This is a genomic window from Stenotrophomonas sp. STEN021, assembly GCF_056760175.1.
This window is the reverse complement of record NZ_JBRREH010000027.1, coordinates 21,785-43,019: the sequence shown is the minus strand read 5'-3', so window position 1 is coordinate 43,019 and position 21,235 is coordinate 21,785. Positions and strand designations below refer to the sequence as shown.

General features: G+C 63.7%; 17 protein-coding genes. 10 read left to right on the top strand and 7 right to left on the bottom strand.

Annotated elements, in window-relative coordinates; genetic code table 11:
• Nucleotides 1-128: 128 nt before the first annotated feature.
• On the top strand, nucleotides 129-875 hold the full coding sequence (locus ACVOL0_RS07985; RefSeq protein ID WP_481548626.1) for a response regulator: 747 nt from the start codon (nucleotides 129-131) through the stop codon (nucleotides 873-875).
• A complete protein-coding gene (locus tag ACVOL0_RS07980) occupies nucleotides 875-1,942 on the top strand; it encodes an ATP-binding protein (RefSeq protein ID WP_481548625.1) in 1,068 nt (355 codons plus the stop codon). Before ACVOL0_RS07985 ends, ACVOL0_RS07980 begins: the two co-directional genes overlap by 1 nt.
• Before the next feature lie 37 nt (nucleotides 1,943-1,979).
• On the opposite strand, the gene ACVOL0_RS07975 is transcribed toward ACVOL0_RS07980, so the two are convergent.
• The gene (locus tag ACVOL0_RS07975) at nucleotides 1,980-3,368 is read right to left on the bottom strand and encodes an FAD-binding oxidoreductase (protein ID WP_481548624.1); all 1,389 of its coding nucleotides are present in this window, start codon (nucleotides 3,366-3,368) and stop codon (nucleotides 1,980-1,982) included.
• A 202-nt stretch (nucleotides 3,369-3,570) separates the two neighbouring features.
• Between ACVOL0_RS07975 and serA the strand changes: the two genes are divergently transcribed.
• On the top strand, nucleotides 3,571-4,812 hold the full coding sequence (serA, locus tag ACVOL0_RS07970) for a phosphoglycerate dehydrogenase (protein WP_481548623.1): 1,242 nt from the start codon (nucleotides 3,571-3,573) through the stop codon (nucleotides 4,810-4,812).
• Nucleotides 4,813-5,084: 272 nt separating this feature from the next.
• Here serA and ACVOL0_RS07965 read toward each other — a convergent pair whose 3' ends face one another.
• A complete protein-coding gene (locus ACVOL0_RS07965) occupies nucleotides 5,085-5,630 on the bottom strand; it encodes an NUDIX hydrolase (protein WP_481548622.1) in 546 nt (181 codons plus the stop codon).
• A gap of 188 nt (nucleotides 5,631-5,818) precedes the next feature.
• Here ACVOL0_RS07965 and ACVOL0_RS07960 point away from each other — a divergent pair, with 188 nt between their 5' ends.
• The 6 genes from ACVOL0_RS07960 to ACVOL0_RS07935 all read left to right on the top strand — a co-directional run bounded on the left by ACVOL0_RS07960 (nucleotide 5,819) and on the right by ACVOL0_RS07935 (nucleotide 11,790).
• Nucleotides 5,819-7,294 carry an amino acid permease gene (locus ACVOL0_RS07960; RefSeq protein WP_481548621.1) on the top strand — a complete coding sequence of 492 codons (1,476 nt, stop codon included), beginning with the start codon at nucleotides 5,819-5,821 and terminating at the stop codon, nucleotides 7,292-7,294.
• 78 nt (nucleotides 7,295-7,372) lie between these two features.
• Nucleotides 7,373-8,818 carry an amino acid permease gene (locus ACVOL0_RS07955; RefSeq protein ID WP_481548620.1) on the top strand — a complete coding sequence of 482 codons (1,446 nt, stop codon included), beginning with the start codon at nucleotides 7,373-7,375 and terminating at the stop codon, nucleotides 8,816-8,818.
• 257 nt (nucleotides 8,819-9,075) lie between these two features.
• Nucleotides 9,076-9,723 (top strand): methylthioribulose 1-phosphate dehydratase, encoded by a 648-nt coding sequence (locus ACVOL0_RS07950; protein ID WP_481548619.1) that lies wholly within the window; start codon nucleotides 9,076-9,078, stop codon nucleotides 9,721-9,723.
• A gap of 28 nt (nucleotides 9,724-9,751) precedes the next feature.
• Nucleotides 9,752-10,306: a 1,2-dihydroxy-3-keto-5-methylthiopentene dioxygenase gene (locus tag ACVOL0_RS07945; RefSeq protein ID WP_296253868.1), complete on the top strand. Its 555-nt coding sequence runs from the start codon at nucleotides 9,752-9,754 to the stop codon at nucleotides 10,304-10,306.
• Nucleotides 10,307-10,435: 129 nt separating this feature from the next.
• On the top strand, nucleotides 10,436-11,134 hold the full coding sequence (gene mtnC / locus ACVOL0_RS07940; RefSeq protein ID WP_481548618.1) for an acireductone synthase: 699 nt from the start codon (nucleotides 10,436-10,438) through the stop codon (nucleotides 11,132-11,134).
• A 146-nt stretch (nucleotides 11,135-11,280) separates the two neighbouring features.
• Entirely contained in the window at nucleotides 11,281-11,790 is a 510-nt protein-coding gene (locus ACVOL0_RS07935) for an MgtC/SapB family protein (protein ID WP_481548617.1), read from the top strand.
• 149 nt (nucleotides 11,791-11,939) lie between these two features.
• On the opposite strand, the gene ACVOL0_RS07930 is transcribed toward ACVOL0_RS07935, so the two are convergent.
• Both ACVOL0_RS07930 and ACVOL0_RS07925 read right to left on the bottom strand, forming a co-directional pair.
• Nucleotides 11,940-13,097, bottom strand: a complete 1,158-nt coding sequence (locus tag ACVOL0_RS07930; protein WP_481548616.1) for a metallophosphoesterase — start codon at nucleotides 13,095-13,097, stop codon at nucleotides 11,940-11,942.
• A 345-nt stretch (nucleotides 13,098-13,442) separates the two neighbouring features.
• On the bottom strand, nucleotides 13,443-15,260 hold the full coding sequence (locus tag ACVOL0_RS07925) for a DUF885 domain-containing protein (RefSeq protein WP_481548615.1): 1,818 nt from the start codon (nucleotides 15,258-15,260) through the stop codon (nucleotides 13,443-13,445).
• Nucleotides 15,261-15,480: 220 nt separating this feature from the next.
• Here ACVOL0_RS07925 and ACVOL0_RS07920 point away from each other — a divergent pair, with 220 nt between their 5' ends.
• The gene (locus ACVOL0_RS07920; RefSeq protein ID WP_481548614.1) at nucleotides 15,481-16,746 is read left to right on the top strand and encodes an amino acid permease; all 1,266 of its coding nucleotides are present in this window, start codon (nucleotides 15,481-15,483) and stop codon (nucleotides 16,744-16,746) included.
• Between the two features lie 162 nt (nucleotides 16,747-16,908).
• Here the strand turns inward: ACVOL0_RS07920 and ACVOL0_RS07915 are convergent, their stop codons facing one another.
• The 3 genes from ACVOL0_RS07915 to ACVOL0_RS07905 all read right to left on the bottom strand — a co-directional run bounded on the left by ACVOL0_RS07915 (nucleotide 16,909) and on the right by ACVOL0_RS07905 (nucleotide 21,235).
• On the bottom strand, nucleotides 16,909-18,540 hold the full coding sequence (locus ACVOL0_RS07915) for a family 43 glycosylhydrolase (RefSeq protein ID WP_481548613.1): 1,632 nt from the start codon (nucleotides 18,538-18,540) through the stop codon (nucleotides 16,909-16,911).
• Nucleotides 18,541-18,612: 72 nt separating this feature from the next.
• Nucleotides 18,613-20,109 (bottom strand): efflux transporter outer membrane subunit, encoded by a 1,497-nt coding sequence (locus ACVOL0_RS07910; protein WP_481548612.1) that lies wholly within the window; start codon nucleotides 20,107-20,109, stop codon nucleotides 18,613-18,615.
• Nucleotides 20,110-20,119: 10 nt separating this feature from the next.
• Nucleotides 20,120-21,235: an ABC transporter permease gene (locus ACVOL0_RS07905; protein WP_481548611.1), complete on the bottom strand. Its 1,116-nt coding sequence runs from the start codon at nucleotides 21,233-21,235 to the stop codon at nucleotides 20,120-20,122.

The following is a 21,235-nucleotide window of genomic DNA, read 5'->3' as shown; positions in this document are numbered from 1 at the left end:
ATCGCTACACGTGGTACTGGAAAGCCTGCAGGAACGCAGGCGCGCAGTGTGGCGGCCGATGATGGGGTTTCGATGGAGGGAATGTGGAGATAGCATGGAGGCTAGAACCTTTTGGTCCCTACCCGGCAATGACTGCACATCTACCCGCCGCCGCGATGGCGCAATGGGACCGCTCCCATGATGCACTTGTCCTCATCGTCGAGGACGAAACCGAGATCGCCGACATCATCGCCGCCTATCTGGAGCGGGAGAAGCTGCGTGTCGTGCGGGCCAGCGACGGCCGGACCGCCCTGGAGCTGCATCGCAGTGCCCGTCCCGATCTGGTGTTGCTGGATGTGCAGCTGCCCGGCATCGACGGCTGGGGCGTGCTTTCTCAGCTGCGCCAAAGCAGCGATACGCCGATCATCATGCTCACCGCGCTGGATCAGGATCTGGACAAGCTGACCGCATTGCGGATGGGTGCAGACGACTACGTGGTCAAGCCATTCAATCCTGCCGAAGTCGCTGCGCGGGTAAGAGCGGTACTGCGCCGCACCCTGCGCACGGCGCCGCGACAGACCGCCGCATCGCTGCGTGCAGGGCCGTTGCTGATCGATCCGCAAACCCATGCCGTGCACGTCGAGGGCGACGGCTACAGCCACGAGTTGTTGCTAACCCTCACCGAGTTCAAGTTGCTGCACTGCATGGCACTGGCGCCTACCCGTATCTTCAGCCGCAGCGAGCTCATGCACCAATGCCTGCCCGAGAGCGAGGCACTGGAACGCACGGTCGACAGTCACGTCAGCAAACTGCGGCGCAAGCTCGATGACGTAGGTGTGGCCAATATGCCTGCCAGCGTGCGCGGTGTCGGTTATCGCCTGGCGGCGGATCGCTGATGCGCCGGCCCGGGCTCAATCGGCACATCATCATGTCGATGTCGCTGATGGTCATCAGCGTCATCGTGATGATGGCCTTTTCCTCCTGCCTGTTGTACGCGATCCTGGTGGAATCCTATCCAGTCAGCATGCTGGAACTGCAGGAATGGTTGCCGACCGGGCCCGAGCTGGCGTGGATGGCGATCGTCACCGTTATCGGTTTGGCGCTTGCATTGGCAACATCAATCCGCCTTACGCATCGGATCGTGGCCCCACTCAATACCTTGATGGAATCGGTGCGCGCGCTGGCCGACGGCGACCTGGGCGTACGTGCCAGCGCCAGCGATGATGCATTGGATGAGGTCGCCTTGCTGGTCGAGGACTTCAACACCATGGCCGCACGCCTGCAGCACATGGACCGCGAGCGCACCCTGTGGCACGCGGCGATCGCGCATGAGCTGCGCACGCCACTGACCATCCTGCGCGGCCGTTTGCAGGGCTTGGCCGATGGTGTGTTCCAGCCCGACGAAGCGCAGTTCCGCAGCTTGCTGGCACAGGTGGAAGGCCTGTCGCGACTGATCGAGGACCTGCGCGTGCTCGGGCTAGCCGGCAATGGCCGGCTGGACGTTCGGCGGGCACGAACCGATGTGGTGCAGGAAGTGCACTCGGTGATGACCATGGTCGATCCCGCGTTCCGCAGCTCCGGTTCCGTACTGGAACTTGAAACACACCGCGACGAACACCCCGCCTACTGCGACCCGACCCGTCTGCGCCAGGCCCTGCTCGCCCTGCTGGACAACGCGCGACGCTATGCCAGCCCGGGGCGGGTGCGGATTTCAATCCAGGACGGCAAGGACCACGTGCAACTGGCCATCGAGGACAACGGCCCAGGCATCGACGCCGAACTGCAGCCACACGTCTTCGATCCGTTCATGCGCGGCGATGGCTCGCGCTCGCGCCAAGGTGGCGGCAGTGGACTCGGCCTGGCGGTGGTCAAGGCGATTGCCGATGCCCACGGTGGCCATGTCCGCTGCGGCAGCGGCGCCGAGGGTGGCAGCCGCTTCGTGCTGGAACTGCCGCGCGAGTAGCTGCTCCCTCCGGGAGCTCGCGCGGCGAGCTGCGCGATTACTGATCGAACAGCTTGCCCGGGTTCAACAACCAGTTCGGATCGAAGGCGCGCTTGACCCCACGCATCAGCGCAACTTCGGCCTCGCTGCGGGTGCTGGACAGATAGGCCTTCTTGACCAGGCCGATGCCGTGTTCTGCCGAGATGCTGCCATCAAACCGCAGCAGCACCTGCGCCAGCAGTTTGGTCACATGCTCGCATTGGCTGAGGAACTCGGCGTCGCTGGTGTCATCGGGCTTGAGCACGTTGATGTGCAGGTTGCCATCGCCGATATGGCCAAACCACACCACCTCGAAGTGCGGATAGGCGCCATTGATCAGCGCCTGGGTTTCGGCCAGGAAGGCTGGCATCGCCGAGATCCGCACCGACACATCGTTCTTGTACGGCTTGTAGCGCGCCACCGACTCCGTGATGCCTTCGCGCAGACGCCACAACTGCTGTGCCTGGGCTTCGCTGGTGCTGATCACGCCATCCAGCACCCAGCCCTGCTCCATGCAGTACTCGAACGCCGCCAGCGCAGCAGCTTCACCGGCCTCATCGGCGGAGGCGTATTCGGTCACCACGTAATACGGGTGAATCTCCTCGAACGGATACTGCGCGCCATGCGCGGTGACGTGCTTGACCGCCAGGTCGGTGAAGAACTCGAAGGCCTCCAGCTGCAGGCGCTCACGGAACGCTGAGAACACCTGCATCAGCACTTCGAACGACGGCAGCGCCAACACCATCACATTGGTGGTCGGCGGCGGGTCGGTCAGCTTCAAGGTGGCCTCGACCACGATGCCAAGCGTGCCTTCGGAGCCGATCATCAACTGTCGGAAGTCGTAGCCACTGGAATTCTTGATCAAGCCCTTGTTGAGCTCCAGCAGCTCACCGTTGCCGGCAACCACCTTGAGCCCGGCGATCCACTCGCGGGTGTTGCCGTAGCGGATCACGCGGATGCCGCCGGCATTGGTGGCGATATTGCCGCCAATCGAACAGGAACCACGCGCGGCGAAATCCACCGGATAGATCAGCCCATGTTCCTTGGCGGCGTTGTGCACCGCCTCCAGCGGCATGCCGGCCTGCACCACCAGGGTGCGGTCTACTGCATCGAAGCCCAGTGGCTTGTTCATGCGTTCAAGGCTCAGCACCAGCTCGCCGTTGGCGGCTACGGCACCACCAGACAAGCCCGTGCGGCCACCGGAGGGCACCACGGCCACGTTGTGCTCATTGGCCCAGCGCACCACCGCCTGCACTTCCTCGACGTTGCCTGGCAAGGCAATGGCCAACGGGGCCGGGGTCCAGCGCCGGGTCCAGTCGCGCCCGTAATGCTCCAGATCGCCAGGCTCGGTCTTCAGACGCAGGTCGGGGCAGGACTGCAACAGGGATTCCAAGCGCGGATCGGTCATGGCAGTGTTTCGGCGACGTGAAAGCTGTCAAGGGTGACAGCCGCGCGGCGCGCCGTCCAGTCACAGCGTCAGCCGTCGCAGTACAGCCTGGATTTCATCTGAAACCTTTTGCCATCAAGGCCTTGCCGCATTGCGCAGCGCACAAAACGCAGCCCGGTTCTGGCATAGTTGGCGGCCACCCCTCTACGCCGCCGTTCTCGACATGTCGCCCAAGAAGACCTCGTTTCCGAAGCAGGACATCCGCGTTTTGTTGCTTGAGGGGGTCAGCCAGACCGCCGTGGACGTCTTCAAGGCGGCCGGTTACTCGCAGATCGAGCTGTACAGCAAGTCGCTGCCCGAGGACGAGCTGAAAGAACGCATCGCCGAAGCCCACATCGTCGGTATCCGCTCGCGCACCCACCTCAGCGCCGAGGTGCTGGCCCATGCCAAACGCCTGATCGCAGTCGGCTGCTTCTGCATCGGCACCAACCAGGTCGACCTGGAAGCGGCCGAGCTGGCCGGTATTCCAGTATTCAACGCGCCTTACTCCAATACCCGCTCGGTCGCCGAGCTGGTGATTGCCGAAGCGATCATGCTGACCCGCGGCATTCCGCAGAAGAACGCCGAATGCCACCGCGGCGGCTGGTCCAAGTCGGCCGCCGGCAGCCACGAAGTGCGTGGCAAGACCCTTGGCATCATCGGCTATGGCCATATCGGCACCCAGGTTGGCGTGCTGGCCGAGGCACTGGGCATGCACGTGATCTTCCACGACATCGAAACCAAGCTGTCGCTGGGCAATGCGCATCCGGCCATCAGCCTGGACGACCTGCTGGCGTGCTCGGACGTGGTGACCCTGCACGTGCCGGAGAACGGCTCCACGCAGTGGATGATCGGCGCTGAGCAACTGAGCAAGATGAAGAAGGGCGCGCACCTGATCAATGCCGCGCGCGGCACCGTGGTCGATATCGCCGCGCTGGATGCGGCCTTGAGCTCGGGCCACCTCGGCGGCGCCGCAGTGGACGTGTTCCCGGTCGAGCCCAAGGGCAATGGCGACCTGTTCGAATCGCCACTGACCGCGCATGACAACGTGATCCTGACCCCGCATGTCGGCGGTTCCACGCTGGAGGCGCAGGAAAACATCGGCGTGGAAGTGGCGGCCAAGCTGGTGCGTTACAGCGACAACGGCTCGACCCTGTCTGCCGTCAACTTCCCGGAAGTCACCCTTCCGGAGCATGAGCAAAGCCTGCGCCTGCTGCATATCCACCGCAACGTGCCGGGCGTGCTGTCCAAGATCAACGAGATCTTCTCGCGCCACAACCTCAACATCGACGGCCAGTTCCTGCGCACCGACCCCAAGGTCGGCTACGTGGTGATCGACATCACCGCCAGCGAAGAGCAGGCCGCGGCCATCCGCGAAGACCTGGCCACGATCCAGGGCACCCTGCGCACCCGCATCCTCTACTGACGCATCTCCGTAGTGCCGAGCCATGCTCGGCAGGGGCTTTCTCAGCGGCGTCACAGCTGCAAAAACCAACCCCTCCCCAACCCTCCCCTTCGCTACGCGAAAGGGAGGGAGCTGTAACGCCGAGTCATGCTCGGCAGAGGTTCTACCGGTCCCGTCAGGGGATGTTGTGGGAGCGGCCCAAGCCGCGAAGCTGACGGACATTCAGATTGCAGGCATTTCCAGCGATCAGGCACCGCCTGCTTCGCGGCTAACGCCGCTCCTGCATGCCCCTTCTATCTCTGCAGCCACCGGTTTGCCATCCGCCGCATGGATTCATCTTCACCGCTGGCGATCTCGGCTATGGGCCGCCACGCCAGCTCCAGCGATTCCTCGCTGACCACAAACGCCTCGTTGCTACCGGCCACCACTGCATAGCGCACGTCGTAATGCCAATGCCCCGGAACATCCCTGCGTTCGGGAATCCAATGCCTGTCCAGGTCAAAAATACCGGCCGACGCCAGGGTCAAACCCGGCAAGCCGGACTCCTCTTCAGCCTCGCGCAGCGCTACCGCGCTCAGATCACGGTCGCCATCGGCGTGGCCACCCAACTGCAACCAGCGTTGCAGCTTGCGATGGTGGGTGAGCAGGACACGTTGGCCGTCGGCACTGACCAACCAGGCGCTGCCGGTGAAATGGCCGGCCACACGCTCCCGAGTGAATGGGTCCATCGCGCCTTCGTCAAGCAAAGCCAGGAATTCCTGTGCCACCTTTTCATGCTCCCGATGACGCAGGGAATAGTCCTCAAATGCCTGACGCAACGGTAGATCCTTCCCAAGCATGACTGTAAGCACATCCCATCTTTTCCATCCGGCGGTCATTATCGCTGTCGATGTTGCAGTTGCGCTTGTCGAGTTTCGCAAGCTTTGGCAAGGTAGAGCGGTTGCCGACCGTTCAGCTTGCGTCGCCACACAACCGGTCCCGTCGCCCCAGCGCGTTCGGGCCAATACACAGCTCGGGAATTTGCGGAATGCTTAAAGCACTGTTGAGGGTCAAACCGGTCGAACCGGCCGCACATGTTGATGCCGGTGAGCCGATCGAAGGCAGCCTGCAAGGCGAAGCCACGCTCAAGCGCACCCTCACCGCCAAGCACCTGATCCTGCTCGGCATTGGCGCGGTGATCGGTGCAGGCATCTTCGTGCTGACCGGCCAGGCCGCGGCCAACCACGCCGGGCCAGCGGTGATGCTGTCCTTCGTCTTCGCCGGCATTGCCTGCGCACTGGCCGGCCTGTGTTACGCCGAGTTCGCGGCGATGATGCCGGTCTCCGGCAGCGCCTACTCCTACTCCTACGCCACCCTGGGCGAAGGCATGGCCTGGTTCATCGGCTGGTGCCTGGTGCTGGAGTATCTGTTCGCCTCGGCCTCGGTCGCGGTGGGCTGGTCGGCATACCTGATCAGCTTCATCACCACCACGCTGCACATGCCCTTCCCAGACGCCTTGTCTGCCGCCCCTCTGGCCTGGACCGGCAGCGAATTCATCAGTTCCGGCAAGTTGTTCAACCTCCCGGCGGTGCTGATCGTAGCCGCCATCACCGGCCTGCTCTACGTCGGCGTTACCCAGTCCACCTTCGTCAACGCGGTGATCGTGGCGATCAAGGTCATCGTGATCTGCCTGTTTGTCGGTTTCGGCATCCAGTACATCGACCCGGCAAACTGGCACCCGTTCATCCCGGAAAACACCGGCACCTTCGGTGAATTCGGCTGGAGCGGCGTGTTCCGCGCCGCCACCATCGTGTTCTTCGCCTATATCGGCTTTGATGCGGTATCCACCGCCGCCGGCGAAACCAAGGACCCGCAGAAGAACATGCCGATCGGCCTGCTCGGCTCGCTGGCCATCTGTACCCTGGTCTATATCGTCGTCTGTGCGGTGCTGACCGGTATGCTGCCGTACAACCTGCTGGGCACCGACAAGCCGGTGGCCACTGCACTGGAAGCGTACCCGAGCCTGTCCTGGCTCAAGACTGCAGTCGAGATCGGCGCCATCGCCGGCCTGTCTTCGGTGGTGCTGGTAATGATGATGGGGCAGTCGCGCATCGCCTACACCATCTCCCGCGACGGCCTGCTGCCGAAGATGTTCGGCAAGGTGCATCCGCGCTTCCGTACCCCGTATGTCAGCACCGTGGTAGTCGGCGTGCTGGCCGCCCTGCTGGCCGGCCTGGTGCCGCTGAACGTGCTTGGCGAGCTGGTATCGATGGGCACCCTGTTGGCCTTCGCCACGGTCTGCATCGGCGTACTGATACTGCGCCGTACCAAACCTGACATCGTGCGCCCGTTCAAGGTGCCAGCCGCGTGGCTGATCTGCCCGCTTGGCGCCTTGGCTTGCCTGGCGCTGTTCATGCAGGCCTTCGTGGTGCATTGGCACCTGTTCGTTGGCTGGACTCTGCTGGGCCTGTGCATCTATTTCGGCTATGGCATCCGCAACAGCAAGCTGAACAAGCACGTCTGATCCACACCCTGACCGGCGCCGCGCGCGCCGGTTTTCTTTTGCGCGCGCGCCGCGCACCGATGAGCGAAGACCCGAAACATGTTCAAGCAACTCTGGGCCACCAAACATCCGCACGCCGCACATGAGGAGGCCAATGGCCTGAGCCTGCGCCGAACCCTCGGCCCCTGGGGCCTGACCGCGCTGGGCATCGGCGCGGTGATCGGCGGCGGCATCTTCGTCATCACCGGCCAGGCCGCCGCCAACCATGCCGGCCCGGCCATCATGCTGTCCTTCGTGCTGGCGGCCATCTGCTGCGCCTTCTGCGCCCTGGCCTATGCCGAGTTCGCCTCGATGGTGCCGGTCTCCGGCAGTGCCTACACCTATACCTACGCCACCTTCGGCGAGCTGTCTGCCTGGTTCATCGGCTGGATGCTGGTGCTGGAGTACGGCGTCTCGGCCTCGGCGGTGGCAGTCAGCTGGACGGGCTACTTCCTGAGTTTCCTGGACCACTTCAACATCCACCTGCCTGCTGCGCTGGTCAGCGCGCCATTGGATGCCCAGCTCAAGCCCACCGGTGCCATCGCCAACATTCCGGCAGCGATCCTGGTGCTGCTGCTGACCTGGCTGTGCTACGTCGGCATCAGCAAGTCCTCGGCAATGAACATGGCCATGGTCGTGCTCAAGACCGGACTGATCATCCTGGTGATCGTTGCCGGCTGGAAGTACGTGGACACCAGCAACTGGACCCCGTTCATCCCGGCCAACGAAGGCCCCGGCAAGTATGGTTTTGAAGGCGTACTGCGCGGTGCGGCGATGGTGTTCTTCGCCTATATCGGTTTTGAAGCGGTATCGGTGGCGGCGCAGGAATCGCACCGCCCGCAGCGCGACCTGCCGATCGGCATGCTGCTGTCGCTGGTGATCTGCACCGTGTTGTATATCGCCATGGCCGCAGTCATGACCGGCCTGGTGCCTTACCAGTTGCTGGGCACCGCCGAGCCGGTGGTCACCGCGGTAGCCGCACATCCGCAGTTGGACTGGCTGCGGATCATTGTCGAAATCGGCGCGCTGATCGGCCTGGCCTCGGTGGTGCTGGTGATGGTAATCGGCCAGCCGCGCATCTTCATGATCATGGGCCGCGACGGCCTGCTGCCGCCGGTATTCACCAAGATCCACCCCAAGTACCGGACCCCGCACGTCAACACCGTGATCACCGGCATCGGCATCGCCTTGCTGGCGGCGCTGTTCCCGCTGGACATCCTCGGCGAGCTGACCTCGATGGGCACGCTGATCGCCTTTGCCGCGGTTTGCGCCGGCGTGCTGGTATTGCGTCGTACCCAGCCAGACCTGCCGCGCCCGTTCCGCATCCCCATGGCCTGGCTGGTCTGCAGCCTCGGCGTGCTCAGCTGCATCGGCCTGCTCACTGCCATGACCCTGCACAACTGGATGCTGATGGGAATCTGGACGATCACCGGCTTTGTCATCTACTTCCTGTATGGCGTGCGCCACAGCAAGCTGAACGCGGCGAACAGGGCCAAGCGCGGCTGAGTTGTCTGCGGTTAACGAAGCCAAAGCCCGGGAGCGACCCCGGGCTTTTTCGTTATCGGGCTATCCGCATCACCCGTAGCCCGGGTAAGCGAAGCGCACCCGGGAGTTTGGCGCCAGGCATCCGTGGACGGCCCCGGGCGCGCTTCGCTTACCCGGGCTACGGGCCGGGGTTAGCCGTTTCCTCCTTATTCCATGCCAACATCAGTTCTATCCGGATACATGCATGAACCTTGGGGCGTTCTTAGTAGAATGGCGGCATGAACGCGCCTACCGTCCCCTACGACGCCCAGCGACTGAGCGAACTGGCCCAGCTGCTGATCGACAACATCCGTGAGCTGGCCCACGCCGGCTGGACACCTGCCACCAGTAGCAACTTCTCGCACCGGCTGGATGACCAGCATGCGGCCATCACCGTGTCCGGCAAGGACAAGGGCCGGCTGATCGAAAGCGACATCATGGTGGTGGATTTCGACGGCAAGGCCGTGGGCCGGCCGCTGCGCCCGTCCGCCGAAACCCTGCTGCACACCCAGCTGTACGCCCGCTTCCCGGAAGTCGGCTGCGTGCTGCATACGCATTCGCCTGTGCAGACCATCGCCTCGCGCCTGTATGGCGGTGACGGCCATATCCGCCTGGAAGGCTATGAGCTGCTCAAGGCCCTGCACGGCAACGCCACCCACGAGACTGCCGTCGACCTGAAGGTGTTTCCAAACACCCAGGACATGGACGTGCTGGCCGCCCAGGTCGAGGCCGAACTCGACAAGGGGCCGATGTGGGGCTATCTGATCGACGGCCACGGCCTGTACGCCTGGGGCCGCGACATGGCCGAAGCCCGTCGCCACCTGGAGGCCTTCGAGTTCCTGCTGCATTGCGAGCTGGAACTGCGCCGTCTGCGCGGCCACGCCTGATCCTTCCTCCTACTACGTCGAGTCCCCCATGAGCCGACTGCGCATTTTCAACGACACCGCCCCGGACGCACCGCTGTTCGACAGCCGCGACGGCGAGGTCATCGCTGCCGAACTGAACAAGATCGGCGTCACCTTCGAACGCTGGCAGGCCAAGCACCCGGTCACCCCGGGCGCCAGCCAGGAAGAAGTGTTCGCCGCTTACCGCGAGGACATTGATCGCCTGGTCGCAGAGCATGGTTTCAAGAGCGTGGACGTGGCCTCGATCGCCCCGGACAACCCGGCGCGCGCCGAGATCCGCAAGAAATTCCTCGACGAGCATTACCACAAGGAAGACGAAGTCCGCTTCTTCGTCGCCGGCTCCGGCCTGTTCACCCTGCACGTGGGCGACAAGGTCTATGAAGTGGAGTGCGTGAAGGACGACCTGATCGCCGTGCCCGACAGCGTCAACCACTGGTTCGACATGGGCGAAGAACCCAGCTTCGCCGCCATCCGCTTCTTCACCGAGCCGGATGGCTGGGTCGGCCACTTCACCGGCACCGACATCGCCCAGCGCTTCCCGCGCTACGAGCCCAGCGCGGCATAAGCCGCTGCGTTGCTTGAGCCCCTCTCCCGCCAGCGGGAGAGGGGTTGGGGTGAGGGCAGCTCTACGCTGTTCAAGCCTCACCCACCCGCACAACGCGCGAGCCAAGAAGCACCGCGCAGGACCCCACGCATGACCATCAAAGCCATCCTCACCGACATCGAAGGCACCACCTCCAGCATCTCCTTCGTCAAGGAAGTGCTGTTTCCGTATGCCCGCAATGCCCTGCCTGGCTTCGTGCAGGCGCACGGCAATGAACCACAGGTCCGCCAGTGGCTGGACGCGGTGGCCACCGAAATCTCCGCCAGCGCCTGCCAGGACGAGGTCATCGTCGAAACCCTGCAGGGTTGGATCGACCAGGACCGCAAGCACACTGCACTCAAGGCGCTGCAGGGCATGCTTTGGGACACGGGCTACCGCAACGGCGACTACACCGCGCACCTGTACCCGGAAGTAGCCGACGTACTGCGTGGCTGGCACGCCAGCGGCCTGCCGCTATACGTGTACTCCTCCGGCTCGGTGCCGGCGCAGAAGCTGTTCTTCGGCTTCAGCGATGCTGGTGACTTGAACAGCCTGTTCTCCGGCAACTTCGACACCGAAGTTGGCGGCAAGCGCGAGGCGCCCAGCTACGCGCATATCGCCAAGGCCATCAACGTCGCCCCTGCCGAAATTCTGTTCCTCTCCGACGTGGTCGAAGAGCTGGACGCCGCGCGCGAGGCGGGGCTGCAGACGGTGCTGGTCGATCGCCTCAGCGATTACCCGCAGCCGCGCAGCGGTGAGGCCACCCACGGCCATACCCGGGTCGAGCGCTTCGACCAGATCGCGCTTTGATCGCCTGAGCTGCAACACGCAACACGACGGCCCCTCACGGGGCCGTTTTTGTATCCGCCGCATCATCCCCGGTAAAGGAACACCCAAGCACGATCGGCCTTCAAAGCCCGCCCACCGGTCACGCCAGCAACAAAGGACGCCATCGCATGAGCATCGCTGCAGAAATCGGCCAGACACTGGCCGCCGAGTTCGCCCTCCCCGATGTTGGCACCCTGACCGTCCTCATCTCGCGGCTGGCCACCGCCATCGTGCTCGGTGGCCTGCTCGGACTGGAGCGCGAGCGCAAAGGGCGCGCTGCCGGCCTGAAGACCCACATCCTGGTCTCTGCAGGTTCGGCGCTGTTCGTCTTGGCACCTTTGCAGATGGGCATTTCAGGCGCCGATGTCACCCGCGTGATGCAGGGCATCGTCTCCGGCATCGGCTTCCTCGGCGCTGGCGCCATCCTCAAGCTCGACAGCGAAGAACGCATCCAGGGCCTGACCACGGCGGCCGGCATCTGGATGACGGCAGCCATCGGCATGGCCGCCGGCATGGGCATGGAGATGGTGGCCTTCATCACCACGCTTGCAGCGCTGGCGGTCGTGAGCACGCTACCGAAGCTGATGCCCGACAAGCACAAAAGCAGTGAAGGCAACGAGGCAGACCTCGATACCTGATCGGCCGACAGAACCGCAATACCCCACGCACATCGCCGCATCTTGTAGGAGCGGCATAAGCCGCGAAGCTGGTATGGCTGAACATCAGGGCACATTTATCACCTGATGATGTGCGAGCTTCGCGGCTCACGCCGCTCCTACAAATCCGGTTACTCGGCGGGACTGCGCAGCACCAGCACATCGATGCTGGAAGGCACGCCAAGGCGCGCGGTGAAGCCGTCCCATTGGCCCGCGCCGCTGCTGACGAACAAGGCCATCTCACGTACGCGGTACTCGCCGCGCACAAACCCGTGGTTGAAGGGAGCGACCACCCAACGGTCGAATCCCCACATGTGCCCGCCATGGGTATGGCCGGAGATCTGCAGGTCGATTGCGCCGGTCGCGGCAGCCGCACGCGCCTGCTTGGGCTGGTGCGCAAGCAATATATGGACTTCGCCGCCCCTGCCGCCGGCCACGACAGCATCCATGTCCGGTGCCAGGCCACCGTGCATGTACGAACTGGGCTTCAGCGCCGCGAGGTCACCGATGCCTGAGACCGCAAGCCTGCGGCCGTTGATGTTCAACAACGCAGTCTGGTTCTCCAGCACGCCCAGACCCATCTGCCGGAAATGCGCCATCCATGCACTGTAGTCGTAGTAGTACTCGTGGTTGCCCGGTGCCAACCAGACGCCATAAGGCGCCTTGAGCTGCGCTAGCGGCGCGGCAAATCGACCACTGTCCTCCAGTCCGCCGTCGGCCATGTCGCCGGGCAACACGATCATGTCGGGTTTGACCGCCAGGGTTGCATCGACGATGCGCTGGGTACGCCATGCGCGTTTGACCGGACTGATATGCAGGTCGGCCAATACCGCCACGCGCAGGCCGTCCATCTCCTTGGGCAGATGCGGCACGACCAGCTCACGCTCGTGTACCTGCGGTGGTTTCAGGCCGTTGTAGATCCCCAGCGTTGCCAGCAGCACGATCGCCAGCGCCGCAGCCTGGTTGAAGCCGACGCCGTGCCACAGCGTTGCGATGCGTGAGCCGCGCGGCAGCAGGCGTGACAGCAGCCAGCCAGCTTCGCGCAGCAGCACGAACACCAGCACCAGCATGAACATCACCAGCACCCAACCGAACACCAGTTGGATCCAGGCTTCGACCGTGTAACTGAAGATGTCCAGTCGCCACAAGGTCGCGAAACCCAGGCCAATCAGGGCAAGCGCCAGACTGATGCCGGTCCGCCACCGGCGCTGCGGCTTGGACAAGGGATGGACCGGCCACCAGAACAGGACGGCCAACAACGGCAGCAGCAGCGATACGATAAAAGTCATCAGCGGTACGCGGTAGGTAAACTAAGAACGCCCGCGATCAGACCGCCTGCGGGCTCAAGAGATTGCCGTGCACTGTGGCACAGCAGCATGGCCGACCGAGCGCCCACAGCTGGAACACTACGTAGCCCAACGGTAGAGCCGAGTCATGCTCGGCTGGGGCCTTGCCGGTGATGCCGTTGTAGCCCGCAATCATCTGATTGCGGGCCGTTCTGCCGTTTCATCATTGCCAGCTTCGCGGCTGACGCCGCTCCCACGAACAATCCCTGTCGAGCCGAGCCATGCTCGGCTGCGGCTCTACCGGGAAAGCCCTTGCCGAGCATGGCTCGGCACTACCAGATGGCTCGCTTACTTGGACTTTTCCGCGATCCAGGCGTTGACCTTCCCATCCAGTACGTCCAGCGGCACCGAGCCGTCCTTCAGCACTTCGGCGTGGAACTCGCGGATGTCGAACTTGGCGCCCAGCTTGTCCTGCGCGCGCTTGCGCAGTTCCTGGATCTTCAGCTCACCGGTCTTGTATGCCAGCGCCTGGCCCGGCCATGCGATGTAACGCTCGGCTTCGGCAATGGCATCGGGCTCGCTCACCGAGGAGTTGGCGAACATGTAGTCCAGCACCTGCTGGCGGCTCCAGCCCTTGGAATGCAGGCCGGTGTCCACCACCAGACGCACCGCACGCCACAGCTCACCCTGCAGGCGGCCGAAGTAGCTGTACGGGTCGGTGTAGACGCCCAGATCCTTGCCCAGGCTTTCCGCATACAGGCCCCAGCCTTCAATGAAGGCGGTCTCGCCACCGAAGCGACGGAACGCCGGCACGCCCTTCAGTTCCTGCTGCAACGCCAGCTGGAAGTGGTGGCCCGGGATGGCCTCATGCAGGAACAGGTCTTCGGCGTCCCAGGTCTTGCGCGTCGGCAAGTCGTAGGTGTTGACGTAGAAGATGCCCGGACGGGTGCCGTCTTCGCTGGGCTGCATGTACTCGCCGCCAGCAGCCGACTTGGCGCGGAACGCCTCGATCGGGCGGATTTCGAAACCGGCCTTCGGGGTCAGCGAGAACAGCTTGGGCACATTGGCATTGATCTTGGCCTCAAGCCCGCGGTAATGCTCCAGCAATTCCGCCTCGGACTTGAACTCGAACTGCTTGTCCTTCTGCATGAAGGTGAAGAATTCCTGCAGCGAGCCCTTGAAGCCCACTTCGGTCATCACCGTCTGGATCTCGGCGTGGATGCGCGCCACTTCCTTCAGCCCGATCTCGTGAATCTGCTCGGGGGTCTGCGCGGTGGTGGTGCTCTGTTTGGCGTTGAAGGCATACCACGCCTTGCCGTCCGGCAAGGAATCCAGGCCGACCGTATCGCGGGTGGCCGGCAGGTATTCGTTGGCGATGAAGTCACGCTGCTGTTTGATGGCCGGCATCAGCTTGTCGTTGATCACCGCGCGGAACGCTTCGGTCAAGCGATCCTTGTCGGCCTGCGAGAAGTCGGCCGGCAGCAGCTTGATCGGCCCCCAGAACTGGCTGTCCTCGGCCTTGGCCGTGATGATCTCGTCGAACTGCGGCACCACCTTTTCCATCAGTACGCGTGGCTGCACCACGCCAGCCTTCATGCCTTCGCGCATATTGGCGTTTTCGGTTTCCAGCAACACCGGAACGCGCGCGGCACGCGCCAACCAGTTGTCGTAATCCTTGACCGTCTTGAACGGCTGCGCCACCTGGCCCGAACCCAGCATCACCGCATAGCTGACGGTGGAGCCCATCTGGTTGACCGGCATCATCCAGGTCGGGAATTTCTCCCCTTCCAGCGACTGCTTCTGCTCTTCGACGAAGATGCGGTAGCTGAGCAGATCCTGCCCGGCCAGGCCTGCATCACCGATCTTCTCGGCCTTGCCCAGCCATTCCTGGGTGAAGTCATGGCTCTGCTTGCGGAACTCGGCCGAGCCAAAATCCGGCAACTGGTCGTTGTAACGGTTGTCGCCCTGGAAGGTGGCCTGCAGCGGGTTCAGCTTGAGCACGCCCTCCCAATAGTCGGCGTACAGCTGGTTCAGCTGGGCGGCCTTGTCGGCCTGCGGTGCCTGCGCGGTGCTATCCCCGGCTGCTGGTTGCGATGACGGCGAGCAGGCGGCCAGCACGGTGGCCAGAGAAAACGAGACGGCTAGTGCCAACGGTCGAACAGTCATCGGGGGTTTCCAGGACAGGGAACAAGGCCGCCAGCGTCAGCGCTACTGTGCCTTGTCGGAAGGGCCAAAGGTCATTACCGGCAGGTTTCACATCGCGGTCTGGCCTGCAAACCGTCATAATCCGTCCCCTGCTGCGGTCGCCACCGGCGTCTGCCACCTTGTATTCACGCTCTCCCGGGGCCTTCCGTACCCGGCGCGAGCCTTTGCCGTTGCTGTATTTATGACTACTACGCGTCGCCCGCTGGGCTTCTGGTCCGCCACCGCCCTGGTTGTGGGCAGCATGATCGGCTCGGGCACCTTCCTGTTGCCAGCCACCCTCGCACCCTATGGCACGGCGACCCTGATCGGTTGGGGTATCACCTTGTGCGGTGCACTGTTGCTGGCGGTCACCTTTGCCCAGTTGGCCAAACGCTGGCCGCAGACCGGTGGCCCCTACGTGTTCGCGCGCAACGCCTTTGGCGAGTTGCCTGGCTTTCTGGTCGCCTGGAGCTACTGGATCTCAATGTGGTGTGCGATTGCCGCGATCGCGGTGGCCTTTGCCGGCAGCATTGGCGCCATCTTTCCGGCTCTGACCGCCACCCCGGTGCGCGCTGCCGCCTGCGGCCTGATCGCGCTGTGGCTGTGCGCTGGCGTCAATCTGATCGGTGTGCGCGAAGCCGGACGCCTGCAGCTGGCAACCACGGTATTGAAAGTCGTCCCCCTGCTGATGTTCGGTCTGGTCGCGCTGTGGCTGGTGGATACCAGCCACTACGTACCCTTCAACCCTTCCGGCGAAACGTTGGGCAGCGTGGCTGCCGCCACCGTGGCACTGACCCTGTGGGCGATGATCGGCCTGGAGGCCGCCACGGTCCCGGCCGAGTCGGTGGATGACGCACCGCGCACCGTCGCCCGCGCCACGGTCGCCGGCACCGCCATCGCCGGCATCGCCACCGTGCTCGCCTGCACCACCGTACTGGGATTGCTGCCCGCCGATGTGCTGGCCAGTTCCAGCGCACCGATGGCCGATGCCGCCGCCGCATTGTGGGGACCGACCGCCGGCATGTTGCTGGCCGTGGTGATGGCCATCTCCTGCGTCGGCGCATTGAATGGCTGGACCCTGCTGGCAGCGCAGCTGCCGATGGCCGCCGCCCGCGATGGCGTGCTGCCACGTGCCTTCGCCTATGAGGGCAAGCGCGGCGTGCCTGTGTTCGGCGTCATCGTCAGCTGCCTGCTGGCCACCGTGCTGGTGATCTGCAACTACAACCGCTCGCTGGTCGACCTGTTCAAGTTCTCGGTACTGCTTTCCACCGCTGCCACCCTGCTGCCCTACCTGGCGGGTGCAGCCGCCTGGTTGTGGCGCGGCAGCGGCCTTGCTTCACGCATCGCCGCCGCTGGTGCATTGGTCTTCAGCCTGTACGCGATTGCCGGCATCGGCAGCGAGGCCTTGTTGTGGGGCGTGGCATTGATCGTGTCTGGTCTGCCGATCTACTTCTGGTTGCGTCGCTGAGGATCGACCTGAAGTTGATCGTGGGAGCGGCCCAAGCCGCGAAGCGCGCTGGTCATCAGCAGGCAACGCTTGCAAGCGTCAAGCAACTCCAGCTTCGCCGCCTAGGCAGCTCCCACAGGACTTTGATGCCAGAACTGGCATCGGATTGATGATCAATCAGATTCAGCCCCTGGCGCAGGCAGCCAGCGCCCGATAACGAAAATCGCTGATTGCCACTTCACCGCTTCCTGCGACATAGATGCCAATCTTCAGGCTGAGAAAGCCGCCGAACACGTTGTGGTGCAGGCCGGACACTTCCATCCGGGTCGGGTGCAACTGCCAGCTGCGGCCGCCGTCATGCGAGTAATGGAAGGTCACCACGTTGTTGCTGTTGTTCAGCCGCACCCGGACTGGGCCAGCGGCGCGCGGCGCGCGCGCCCATACCAGTTCTTCGGCGTACTGGAAGTTCTTGATGGTGTTGCCATCAAAGCCGACGCCGATGAACGCCTTGTTGTTGTAGAACAACAACAGGCCGGCTTCCGTCCCCATGCCAGGTGACAGGGTCACCTCCACCTCGTAGGAGCGGTCGGGCACCACGCAGGTCAATGGCGAGCTGTCGATGGGCGAGGCGCCGGAGGCTTTCAGTCGCAGCGTGCCATTGTCATAACGCGCGCGCTGGCGCTCGTCCGGCCCCGGATTGTGAAATGCCCATTGCGTGCCAAAACGATCACCGGTGAAGTCGTCAGACAGTGCAAACCCCGCCGCGCTGAGCTTGCCGCGTGCCGGCTTGCGCAGCGGCCGCGACAGGTCGCCGCCCAGCGCCCGGAACCAACCGTCATCGGTCCACTCGATAGGCTCCAGCAGTGTCTGCCGACCCAGCGTGCGAAAGCCATTCTCGTAGGCGTGATAGACCATCCACCAATCGCCAGCCGGGCCTTCCACCAAGGTTGCATGGCCACGTGACCACCATGGCTCGGCCTCCGTCTGCGTGCGCACCAGCGGGTTCTGCGGGCAGTGCTCCCATGGCCCGTGGATGGAGCGCGAACGTGCGGCGATCACCATGTGCCCGGTGACCGGGCCAGCTGTCCCACCCACGGCGGTGATCAGATAGAACCACTCGCCATGGCGCAGCAGCTTGGGGCCTTCAGGCGCGAAGTTCTCGGTAACCCAGTCATCCGGATAGCGCCACGGGCTGTATGCCGGTTCCAAGGTCCCATCGGTAGCCAAACCGTCGTCACGCAGACGCACACGACGAATTCCGTTTACGAACAGGTAGCGCTTGCCATCCTCGCCGACGACATGGCCCGGATCGATGCAACCGTCGATCTCCAGGTCGATCGGTTCGCTCCATGGCCCAGCGATATCGTCGGCCCAGATGACGAAGATCGACCAGCCCGTGCCGGTCGGATTGGCCGGCAGATAGATGAAGTAGCGATCGCCGTGCTTGCACAGGTCCACTGCCCATATATCGCCGAGTGTCTGGTGCAGCGCCGGCGCTACCGGCGCCCAGTTGACCAGATCGGTGGAATGCCAGATCACCAGGCCCGGGTAGGAATAAAACGACGAGAAGGTCATGTAGTAATCGTCGCCATCCTTGAGGATGGTCGGGTCAGGATGGTCCCCGGCGACGATGGGATTGAGGTAGGTGCCATCGCCAAGGTCAGCGATGCGCTGGCCTTCCGGCCCCTGCCCCCAACGCGGCGCTGCACTCGCACAGCCAGCAGCGACGGCAGGCTCGGCCAGCAGCGACAGCGGCGCCACCATGGCGCCGGCAGCGATGGCTTTGAACAGATCCCTGCGGGACGTATCTGGCATGCAACTCACCCTCGGTCAGCGGAAAGCCGTCGCGACATCTTCACGACCGCAATCGAGCGAGTGTAGCCTCAGTCAATCGTGTGCTGGCGGTACATTGCCCAGAGCCTTGTTGACCGCGATGAACTGGCTACGCAGCAGTGCCTCGCCATCAACCAGGTCACGCCGCGTCTGCAGATAAGCCCTGCGTGCGTCCAGCACCGCCAGGAAGTCGATCAGGCCGGCATCATGCCGTGCCTGGGCAATCGTGTAAGCGTCCAAGGTTGCCTGCTCGCGCACACGCAGCTGCGCGCGCTGCTGTTGGGCGGCGGCGTAGCCATTCAAGGCATTGTCGATTTCCTGCCAGGCCTGCAACACGGTCTTCTGGTAGGCCACGGCGGCTTCTTGTTGTTCCAGCTCACGCAGCTGCACCACACTCTTGCGGCGACCGTGGTCGAACAGTGGCAGGTTCAGCACCGGGCCGATCGACCAGGTGCGACTACCCCAGTCCGAGAACTCACCGGACAGATACGACTCGTAGCCGAACTTTGCGCCAAGCCGGATGCTGGGATACAGATCGGCCTGGGCAACACCGACGCTGGCCGTTGCCTGCTGCAGACGTGCCTGCGCGGCACGGATATCCGGGCGCCGCTGCGCCACTTCCGATGGCAGGCCCAATGACAGATCCGGCAACGCGTCGCTGGTGGCAACCACAGGCCTGGCAAGCTGGGTGCGCAGCACGCCGGGGCGCTCGCCGAGCAATAGTGCGAGTTGATTGCCGCTACTGGCTTCCTCGGCCAGCAAACCGGGCAAGCGTGCCTGCACCGCCGCCAGGTCGGCCTGCTGACGGTCCAGATCCAGATGGTCCTGCAGACCGCCATCCACCCGTGCCTGCAGCAGTGACAGGCGTTCTTCCAATGCAGCTATGTCCTCGTGTGCCAGTGCGATCTGGCGCTGTGCGGCACGCAGCTGCACGTAGCTGCGTGCTACCTCGCTGCTGACGCTCAGCCTTGCCAGATCCAACAACGCAGCCTGTTGCGCCACGCTGGCATCGGCGGCCTCGATCGAACGCCGCACCCTGCCCCATAGATCCAGCTCCCAGGACGCATCGAAGCCGGCCTGGTACAGATTGAATGGCTCGGCCAGCAGCTGCTTCAGTGCGTCACTGTCATTGCTGAGGATGTCGAGCATGCGCGTACCAGCGCCGTTCTCGCTTTGGCGCTGACGATTGACGCCTGCAGATGTGTTCACATCGACACCGCGCTGTGCGGCAACCGTGCGCCGCTGCGTGCGTGCCTGGGCGAAGTGCAAGGCAGCCGTGCGCAGGTCCGGGCTCGCCTGCAAGGCGCGTCGTTGCAGTTCATCCAGGGCCGGATCGGACAGCTGCGTCCACCACGCCGGTTGCAGCGCCTGCGTGCCGACCACAGCATTTAGTGACGCGTCACCACCACGCCATTGCGTCCAGTCCGTGGGGGCCACTGCCTCCGGACGCACGACGTTCGGCCCGACCGCGCAGCCGCCGAGCATCAGGCCAACAGCAAGCGGCGAGAGCAGCAGGGAGGCGTTCAACAATGAGCGTGATTGCGGAAACATGGATCGCGTCCTAGGTAAGCCGGTTACGGAACAGCCACGCCGCCAAGGGCAAGGTAATCGCCGCCACCGCCAGCATGGGGATGAAGTTGAAGGCCACGTCCTGCAGGCCTGCACCTTCCAGATAGACCCGTCGCACCAGATCAATGCCAAACCGCAATGGATTGGCATAGGTGGCTATCTGCAACACCTTGGGCATGTTGGCCACTGGCGTCATCAAGCCCGACAGCAGCATCAACGGCATGATCAACAGGAAGGTATAGAGCATTGCCTGCTGCATGTTGGCTGCCACCGCCGAGATCGATAGACCGATGCCTACCGACGCCACCGTGAACACCGCCAGCGCCAGGTACAGCACACCTACCGAACCGGCCATCGGGATCTGGAACCAGAAACGGATGATCAGCAGGATGATGGTGGACTGCACCAGCCCTACCAGAATGGATGGCAAGGCCTTGCCGATCAGTATCTGCATCGGCGTCAGCGGGGTGACCAGCAATTGGTCGAAGGTGCCCTGTTCGCGTTCGCGCGCCACTGACAGCGCGGCGATCAGCAGGGTCTGCAACATGCTCAGTGCGGCGATCAAGGCCGGCATCAGCTGCCAGCGTGATTCCAGATTCGGGTTGTACCAACTGCGCGTGACCAATTGCAGCGCTTGTCCACCTGCAGCGTGTGCCTGGTTGAAGTCGGCGACGATTGCACCGATGTAGCCAGCTGCGGCGCCAGCCGTGGTCGAATTGCGGCCGTCCATGATCAACTGCAATGGCGCGCTCTGACCAGCCGCCAGCCGTTGCTCGAAATCGGCAGGAATGCTGATCACCAGCAACACTTCATTGGCGTCGATCAGGCCTGCAATCTGTGCCGACGAATCCAGCGTGGCCACACGCTCGAACATGCCCGCACCGTCCACACGCGAAAGCAACTCGCTCGAGGCCTGACCGCCACTGAGGTCGAGCACTGCGTACGGCACATGACGCAGGTCGAAAGTCGCGCCGTAGCCAAACAACAGCGCCTGCATCAGCGCCGGCATGAACAGCATGGCGCGGCTGGATGGCTCCTTCAGCAGGGTGATCAGCTCCTTCCTGCACAGGAAGGCAATGCGCCTGAAATAGATGGCAATAGCGCCCAT

What these genes read in the sequence shown, in the direction of transcription:
- ACVOL0_RS07985 (WP_481548626.1), top strand. Translation starts at nt 129, where the DNA reads ATGACTGCACATCTACCCGCCGCCGCGATGGCGCAATGGGACCGCTCC.
- ACVOL0_RS07980 (WP_481548625.1), top strand. Translation starts at nt 875, where the DNA reads ATGCGCCGGCCCGGGCTCAATCGGCACATCATCATGTCGATGTCGCTG.
- ACVOL0_RS07975 (WP_481548624.1), bottom strand. Translation starts at nt 3,368, where the DNA reads ATGACCGATCCGCGCTTGGAATCCCTGTTGCAGTCCTGCCCCGACCTG.
- serA (WP_481548623.1), top strand. Translation starts at nt 3,571, where the DNA reads ATGTCGCCCAAGAAGACCTCGTTTCCGAAGCAGGACATCCGCGTTTTG.
- ACVOL0_RS07965 (WP_481548622.1), bottom strand. Translation starts at nt 5,630, where the DNA reads ATGCTTGGGAAGGATCTACCGTTGCGTCAGGCATTTGAGGACTATTCC.
- ACVOL0_RS07960 (WP_481548621.1), top strand. Translation starts at nt 5,819, where the DNA reads ATGCTTAAAGCACTGTTGAGGGTCAAACCGGTCGAACCGGCCGCACAT.
- ACVOL0_RS07955 (WP_481548620.1), top strand. Translation starts at nt 7,373, where the DNA reads ATGTTCAAGCAACTCTGGGCCACCAAACATCCGCACGCCGCACATGAG.
- ACVOL0_RS07950 (WP_481548619.1), top strand. Translation starts at nt 9,076, where the DNA reads ATGAACGCGCCTACCGTCCCCTACGACGCCCAGCGACTGAGCGAACTG.
- ACVOL0_RS07945 (WP_296253868.1), top strand. Translation starts at nt 9,752, where the DNA reads ATGAGCCGACTGCGCATTTTCAACGACACCGCCCCGGACGCACCGCTG.
- mtnC (WP_481548618.1), top strand. Translation starts at nt 10,436, where the DNA reads ATGACCATCAAAGCCATCCTCACCGACATCGAAGGCACCACCTCCAGC.
- ACVOL0_RS07935 (WP_481548617.1), top strand. Translation starts at nt 11,281, where the DNA reads ATGAGCATCGCTGCAGAAATCGGCCAGACACTGGCCGCCGAGTTCGCC.
- ACVOL0_RS07930 (WP_481548616.1), bottom strand. Translation starts at nt 13,097, where the DNA reads ATGACTTTTATCGTATCGCTGCTGCTGCCGTTGTTGGCCGTCCTGTTC.
- ACVOL0_RS07925 (WP_481548615.1), bottom strand. Translation starts at nt 15,260, where the DNA reads ATGACTGTTCGACCGTTGGCACTAGCCGTCTCGTTTTCTCTGGCCACC.
- ACVOL0_RS07920 (WP_481548614.1), top strand. Translation starts at nt 15,481, where the DNA reads ATGACTACTACGCGTCGCCCGCTGGGCTTCTGGTCCGCCACCGCCCTG.
- ACVOL0_RS07915 (WP_481548613.1), bottom strand. Translation starts at nt 18,540, where the DNA reads ATGCCAGATACGTCCCGCAGGGATCTGTTCAAAGCCATCGCTGCCGGC.
- ACVOL0_RS07910 (WP_481548612.1), bottom strand. Translation starts at nt 20,109, where the DNA reads ATGTTTCCGCAATCACGCTCATTGTTGAACGCCTCCCTGCTGCTCTCG.
- ACVOL0_RS07905 (WP_481548611.1), bottom strand. Translation starts at nt 21,235, where the DNA reads ATGGGCGCTATTGCCATCTATTTCAGGCGCATTGCCTTCCTGTGCAGG.